The organism is Pseudomonas sp. MAG002Y (assembly GCF_019400845.1).
GTDB lineage: Bacteria > Pseudomonadota > Gammaproteobacteria > Pseudomonadales > Pseudomonadaceae > Chryseomonas > Chryseomonas luteola.
In genome coordinates, this window is record NZ_WOEJ01000023.1 from 55184 (window position 1) to 62309 (window position 7126).

At 49.3% G+C, this 7126-nt stretch carries 5 protein-coding genes and 2 pseudogenes; 3 read left to right on the plus strand and 4 right to left on the minus strand.

Going from position 1 to position 7126, the window contains the following annotated elements; genetic code table 11:
- The first annotated feature begins 49 nt into the window (after nucleotides 1-49).
- Entirely contained in the window at nucleotides 50-880 is an 831-nt protein-coding gene (locus GM154_RS23415) for an undecaprenyl-diphosphate phosphatase (protein WP_010798420.1), read from the plus strand.
- A 162-nt stretch (nucleotides 881-1042) separates the two neighbouring features.
- On the opposite strand, the gene mqo is transcribed toward GM154_RS23415, so the two are convergent.
- Both mqo and GM154_RS23425 read right to left on the minus strand, forming a co-directional pair.
- A complete protein-coding gene (gene mqo / locus GM154_RS23420) occupies nucleotides 1043-2533 on the minus strand; it encodes a malate dehydrogenase (quinone) (protein WP_073450725.1) in 1491 nt (496 codons plus the stop codon).
- Nucleotides 2534-3079: 546 nt separating this feature from the next.
- Nucleotides 3080-4669, minus strand: coding sequence for an ABC-F family ATPase (locus GM154_RS23425; protein WP_219653541.1), 1590 nt, complete (start codon nucleotides 4667-4669; stop codon nucleotides 3080-3082).
- Between GM154_RS23425 and GM154_RS26110 the strand changes: the two genes are divergently transcribed.
- Complete coding sequence (locus GM154_RS26110) at nucleotides 4652-4762, plus strand: hypothetical protein (protein ID WP_369690089.1); 111 nt, start codon at nucleotides 4652-4654, stop codon at nucleotides 4760-4762. The two genes, GM154_RS23425 and GM154_RS26110, sit on opposite strands and share 18 nt — an antisense overlap.
- Here the strand turns inward: GM154_RS26110 and GM154_RS25760 are convergent.
- A pseudogene (locus GM154_RS25760) lies at nucleotides 4715-4893 on the minus strand (site-specific integrase); the annotation flags it as partial. The gene GM154_RS26110 and the pseudogene GM154_RS25760 overlap by 48 nt on opposite strands.
- A 1721-nt stretch (nucleotides 4894-6614) precedes the next feature.
- Between GM154_RS25760 and GM154_RS23435 the strand changes: the two are divergent.
- Nucleotides 6615-6854, plus strand: a complete 240-nt coding sequence (locus GM154_RS23435) for a hypothetical protein (RefSeq protein ID WP_019365576.1) — start codon at nucleotides 6615-6617, stop codon at nucleotides 6852-6854.
- Here GM154_RS23435 and GM154_RS23440 read toward each other — a convergent pair.
- Nucleotides 6851-7126: pseudogene (locus GM154_RS23440) on the minus strand (transposase); the annotation flags it as partial. The gene GM154_RS23435 and the pseudogene GM154_RS23440 overlap by 4 nt on opposite strands.

Sequence of the window (7126 nt, forward strand, 5' to 3'; positions counted from 1 at the left end):
TGAATAAGCAAGCTAGCGCTGCTACCTCGGCAGCTATATGGAGAAACGAATGGATCTATGGAGTGCCATCCAGGCGCTAATTTTGGGCATCGTAGAAGGCTTGACCGAGTTTCTGCCGATCTCAAGTACAGGTCACCAGATTATTGTGGCCGACCTGTTGGGATTTGGTGGCGATAGAGCCATGGCGTTCAACATCATTATTCAGTTGGGTGCGATTTTGGCTGTCGTTTGGGAGTTTCGCCGCAAGATCATCGATGTCGTGGTCGGCTTGCCCCGCCAACGAGAAGCTCAACGGTTTACCGTAAATCTGATGGTAGCCTTCTTTCCAGCCGTCATTCTGGGCGTTGCCTTTGCCGATGCGATCCATGAATACCTGTTCAATCCCATCACGGTAGCCATGGCACTGGTTATTGGTGGGGTGATCATGCTGTGGGCGGAGCGGCGCCAACACAACACGAATATCGATCATGTCGATGACATGACCTGGGTCGATGCGCTCAAGATTGGCTGCATTCAATGCTTGGCTATGATCCCAGGTACTTCCCGTTCGGGGTCTACCATTATTGGTGGTTTGCTGATCGGCCTTTCTCGAAAAGCTGCAACCGAGTTTTCATTCTTTCTCGCCATGCCTACCATGGTCGGCGCCGCGGTCTATTCAGGCTACAAGTACAGGGATCTTTTTCAGCCCAGTGACCTACCTGTATTCGCTATCGGTTTCATCACGTCCTTTATTTTCGCGATGATCGCCGTGCGTGGTCTCCTGAAATTTATTGGTAACCACAGTTATGCGATGTTCGCCTGGTATCGGATCGTCTTTGGTCTGCTGATCCTGGCAACCTGGAAGTTTGGCTGGGTGGATTGGACGTCTGCAGTGGCTTGAGTAAGGTCGCGAATCGAATGCCATGGAAGAGTTTCTCATGGCATTCGACAGTCACTGAGGCGGTATTCGGGGCGGGGTGGACGGTTGTCCAGTGAATACACGCTAGCTAAATATTCTAATTATTCTAAGAGGACGTGCTCAACACGTCCTCTTTCACCGATATTATCGGAGTTGCAAAACTTCATTACAGTGTGAACGCACGCGCTGAAGCAGCTCAGGGTCCTTATCCAGCGAACCATTGAGTGCTGGGAACATCCTCAATAACTGAGCCTGCCAGGCCTCACTCTTGTATTGCTCAGGGAAGCAGCGCTGAATGAGCGTAAGCATGATCGAGACTGACGTCGACGCGCCTGGAGAGGCACCCAGTAGCGCTGCAATCGATCCGTCCTGTGCCGACACTATTTCCGTTCCGAACTGCAGAGTGCCGCCCGTCTTGGGATCTTTCTTGATGATCTGAACGCGTTGACCTGCAATCTCAAGGCGCCAGTCATTCTTGTCCACTTCTGGATAAAAGCCCCGAAGCTCCTCGATACGCTGGTCGAACGTCTGCATGACCTGACCGATCAGATACTTGGTCAAGGGCATGTTATCCCGTGCCACAGCCAGCATGGGGCCCAGATTGTTGGCTCGAATGGATTTAGGCAGGTCCATAAAGGAGCCTTGCTTCAGGAATTTCGTTGTGAAGCCTGCAAATGGACCAAACAGTAGAGATTTCTTGCCGTCCACGACACGCGTATCCAGATGGGGTACGGACATGGGGGGCGAGCCTACGCTTGCCTTGCCATACACCTTGGCCTGATGCTGACTGACCACTTCCGGCTTGTCACAGCGCAGCCATTGACCGCTCACCGGGAAACCGCCATAACCGTGGCTTTCCGGTATATCGGATTTTTGCAGGAGTGGTAGAGCACCGCCGCCTGCGCCAAGAAAAACAAACCGGGCCCGTAAGGTGCGAGTTGCGCCGGTCTGGGTATCTTGGATGGTCAGTCGCCAGCGATTGTCAGGCTCGCGATGCAGATCGGTAACCTTCTGGTTATAGGTAATCTTGGTGCCCGGCTGCTTAGTCAGGTGATGGAGCAGGTTAGTGGTCAGTGCGCCAAAGTTCACGTCGGTACCGCTTTCAGTGCGTGTCGCCGCGATCTTTTCATTCGTGGTGCGTCCCTTCATCATCAGGGGCATCCACTCCTCAAGCTTTGCACGATCTTCAGTGTATTCCATCCCGGCAAACAAGGGGTTCGCCGACAGCGCTTCGAAGCGCTTGCGCAGGAACGAAATATCCTTATCGCCGCGGACAAAGCTTAAGTGAGGAACAGGGTTGATAAAGCTTCTAGGCGAATCGAAATGGCCCTGTTCGACAAGGTAGGTCCAGAACTGCTTGGACGTCTCGAACATGATGTTGATATCGATGGCCTTGGTAATGTTTACCGTACCGTCCTTGCCTTCCGGGGTGTAGTTCAGCTCGCAAAGTGCTGCGTGACCTGTGCCGGCATTGTTCCAAGGGTTGGAACTTTCGGCGGCGCCGGAACTGAGTAGCTCTAGAACTTCCACATTCAATGAGGGGTCAAGTTCCTTGAGCATGACAGCAAGCGTCGCACTCATGATGCCGGCTCCCACGAAAACGAGATCCGACTCTCCGCTACCACGTTGGGTCATTAATGGTACTCCTGAAGCACAAGGTCATTCTTGAATTATAAAAGCCAAGCCTTTTATGACTTGAGCCTGCATTACCTAGTTCAGATACCTCGAGCCCGCGTGCCAGGCGCATCTGGCTGTGACGCGATGCAAAGCCACACCTTATCCATATGGGGCTTGAGGCATAAAACACAAACGGAAATACGTTATAAACAATCTTAAGCCAGATCGTAAGCAGACTAACAATGCTGACAGATAATTTTGTTGAAGACAGTCGGCGGCGATGCTTAAGGAAACGAAGAATATCGCTGCGGTCAGGCATCATGGCTGCCTGATGGAAGGATCGAGTACACAACGACTCGATGAGGTGAGCGACGTAGGAAAAGGCATTTTCTCTTTTCAACAGCCGGACATACCGGAACATGCTTGAAATATCCGTTTCATGGGCGAATCGGAAAAGCATGGCGGATGATACAAGCGCGGAGCTCAGGATAAAACCCAAAAGCGGTGGACTTTTAATAAATCTCACCGCTTTTTGTAGCGTTATATACTAAAGGCTACATTTGCCTAGACAATTACACCTTGGCTACGCAGGTAATCATCATAGGTACCACTGAAGTCAGTAATACCTGTTTCGGTCAACTCAACAATACGGGTGGCGAGCGAGGACACAAATTCGCGGTCGTGGCTGACAAAAACCAGTGTGCCGGGATAGTTTTCGAGCGCCAGGTTCAAGGCTTCGATGGACTCCATATCCAAGTGGTTTGTCGGCTCGTCCATTACCAATACGTTAGGCTTTTTGAGGATAAGCTTGCCAAACAGCATGCGACCCTGTTCGCCACCCGAGATGACTTTTACAGACTTCTGAATGTCATCGTTGGAGAATAGCATCCGACCTAGCGTTCCACGTACCAGCTGTTCTCCGCCCTGGGTCCATTGACCCATCCAGTCGAACAGGTTGATATCGTCTTCGAAATCCTCAGCATGATCCTGGGCGAAGTAGCCAACCTCCGCGCTATCTGTCCACTTGACTTCACCTTTATCGACAGGCAACTCGCCGACAAGGCAGCGGAGAAGGGTGGTTTTACCAATCCCGTTCGGTCCGATAATGGCTACGCGCTCACCGGCTTCAATCTGAAGACTCAAGCGGTCAAAAAGCAGCTTGCCGTCATAGCCCTTGGCAACGTTCTCTAACGTTACAGCCTGGCGATGCAGTTTCTTAGTCTGTTCGAAGCGAATAAAGGGGCTTACCCGGCTGGAAGGCTTTACCTCTTCAAGCTGAATTTTGTCGATCTGGCGTGCTCGGCTTGTAGCTTGCTTTGCTTTGGAGGCGTTAGCCGAGAAACGGCTGACAAAGGACTGAAGCTCAGCAATCTGTGCTTTTTTCTTTGCATTATCAGACAGCAAACGCTCACGCGCCTGGGTAGCGGCCGTCATGTATTCGTCGTAGTTGCCAGGAAACAGACGCAGCTCACCATAATCCAGATCGGCCATGTGCGTGCAGACGCTGTTAAGAAAGTGGCGATCGTGCGAAATGATGATCATGGTGCTGTTACGCGCAGTGAGTACACCTTCGAGCCAACGGATTGTGTTGATATCCAGGTGGTTGGTGGGTTCGTCCAACAGCAACACGTCTGGATCTGAAAACAGCGCCTGCGCGAGAAGCACGCGAAGCTTCCAGCCTGGCGATACGGCACTCATGAGACCAAAATGCTGTTCAAGAGGAATACCGAGCCCGAGCAGTAGTTCGCCAGCACGTGATTCGGCTGTGTAGCCATCCATTTCGGCAAACTGAACTTCAAGCTCGGCAACCGCCATGCCGTCATCTTCCGACATTTCCGGAAGTGCATAAATGCGATCACGCTCGGCTTTAATCCTCCACAGCTCGGTGTGCCCCATGATGACCGTATCGATGACGGTAAACTCCTCATAGGCGAACTGATCTTGGCGCAGCTTACCCAGACGAGTATTCGGCTCCAACATGACTTGACCCGCTGACGGTTCCAGATCACCACCCAGAATCTTCATGAAGGTCGACTTGCCACAACCGTTCGCGCCGATCAGGCCGTAACGGTTGCTATTGCCGAATTTGACTGAAACATTTTCAAACAGGGGCTTTGCCCCGAACTGCATGGTGATATTTGCGGTGGAGATCAAGAGTCTTACCTGTCGCGGTGTCCAGACTGTCATAAGCGAGGCGAGGACCGATTCAAGGCCAATTTGAAGTTTTGCCAGCTCGTTGCAGTCTGATTGTGAAGAGATCCAGTGGCGTAAGGCGATAGCAGCAGTTGAACGCTATGACCCAGCTGACCGGTGATGAAAGCGGGATTCGTTCCCGACATTAGGCATATTGTGGCATAACTGTGCCTGCAGTTATACGGGACCGATGATGGGACTGTCGCTTTGAGGTAAATTTCCAAAGGCGATACAGACCAGATTTATGTATTACATATTAATGATCATTTGATGATGAGAGGTATGCAGGGGTTCTGTTTGAGTCTCTCTACACTTCATTTCTTTCTATAGCCGATATATTGCTTCGGTATTTTGAGGATTCCCCAAATGGGCACAGCAGCGCTAGCCGAACGGAATTTAAAAAGCTTATCTGACTTGTACGGAAGACCTATAACTGCTCTGGCAAAAATATTTTATAAATAAAAATATTTGATCAGGCGAGTTGGTGTAAATAAGTTAATTGGCGCATATTCGTCCATTGCGTCTGCGCGCAATGGAAATGATATGTCTCAGGCTCTAGCCAGTGGGCCAAAATTATTACTTTAGACATAAGCTAAACCCTACTCCATTGCAAGTGCTGTTACTTTATTAATCAGCTCTAGATGTGCTTATAGAGATAATGTGTGCCGAGATAAATTTTTTATACTTAGGTGAGCTCGCGTTGTTTTTGACAAATGAGTCATGTCCGGCGAACTACTGATTATAAGCTTTAAGCGTCTCAGTCCCTTAGCAGTTAATCTTTGAGCTTGATTTTATAGAAAAGTGCGAGCTTTTTTACCCCATTAGCGTCACAATTGATAGTGGCTTAGCTGCTTCAGGCATCTTTCGGATGCAGGCTTAATATAAAGTATATAGATGTCTTTCTATAACTAAATTGTATATTTACCGGCCGCCATCATGAGGTGGTTTAGAAAGGATAGTTTCAGGTAATTTAACTGGTAACAATCATGCCTAATGACTAGCGATATTGGTTGTTGGGCCTTAAACGTACCGAGCAAGTATTAGTGCTCCTTCCTAAGGGTTTTGCTGGAGGACGCATAGTAGACCAGCTGATGAGGATTAAATAGGCCCTCTGGCGGATCTGAGGGAATATTGAGCTTGCTTCCTATGAATACAGCGAGACATATAAAGCGGCGAGCTAACTCACAGGAACCTTGAAGGCTATAAAAGTATAATTAGAGTTTCAGAAAACGCCCAGTTAGTTTCTTATGTAACGCAATTGTATCTAAACTTTTAACATAGTGTCCATGAGCGGTGGCGACCGAAATCAGGCATTATTGGAGGCGAGCTGAAAAGCGTGATTATATACCAAAGATAAACAACCGAGTAAAACACCGTCCAAGCAATCTATTGACTTGGTAGGCAACAAATCAAATTTGCCCAGCGAACCATGTTCGTAGCTGGAGCCTGTTTCAAGTAAATCAGTAGGACATAACTTCTGACCACAGCAGATAAGCATAAACGTTTCGCTGAATAGAAGTCTACGAGGAGAAACTTATAAGGCCACTCCACAACAGGAGACGCAAGGAAACGGCTATGGCTGTTGCAGAGTGGTATGGCCGTCCCTGGCAACACAGCACCTCGTCAGGCGTTGCGTCGAGCTCAATTAAATAGCAATGAACGTAAAGGTATGCGTAAGTTTATGTAAAGATTTAATACATTTCTCAAATAAGGTATAAATCTTTGACCTTTTTGAGAAGTGTGTCATTAAGCCTGGTCTAAGCTGGCTTGCGGGCCTAATTGTAAAAATAAAAACATGGGCTATGTCGAAATAGAGCGTAATATCTTCAAAGTATGGCCTAAGGTGCATATAGAGGTTACGTTACTCAAGCGATGCATGGTTCCTAAGCCCAGGAGTCTGCCCGGTATGCTTTACGGTGATCAACAAATCATGGTGGCGTTACTGTCCCGTTTGAACCGGAACCAATTAGCGCTCGGCGCAGCGGTTGAGGAGCTTGCAATTTGGATTGATCAGCGCGGGTCAACCGATGTGTCAGGTCGTGCCATGGAGCATCTTGAAGAGCTTGCAGCAAATGCTGATTTCATTAGTGAAGCTCTTCTGACGCTTATGGATAGTGCCCAGGACAAACACCAGAATGACTCCTAGGGGTTGTCTGAAAAGTCGGCACGCATGCATCGCTCGATACAGGCTAGCGTTACCATGGCCTTGAAACTGCTAGCCAGCTTGTCAAAGCGAGTACAGAGCCCACGCTTCTCCTTTAACCAACCGAATAGCCGTTCGATCACGTTACGCTGTTAATACTTGGGTCTATTAAACAGGCGAGGTAGACCTGGCCGGGGTTTGCGGTGCATCGTGCGCTGGGCAATCACCGGCTGCATACCGAAGCGGTCGCAATAGCGACGCAACCCTTCACTATC

Coding starts and splice junctions, on each gene's coding strand:
- GM154_RS23435 (WP_019365576.1), top strand. CDS start 6,615: ATGCTTTACGGTGATCAACAAATCATGGTGGCGTTACTGTCCCGTTTG.
- GM154_RS23415 (WP_010798420.1), top strand. CDS start 50: ATGGATCTATGGAGTGCCATCCAGGCGCTAATTTTGGGCATCGTAGAA.
- mqo (WP_073450725.1), bottom strand. CDS start 2,533: ATGACCCAACGTGGTAGCGGAGAGTCGGATCTCGTTTTCGTGGGAGCC.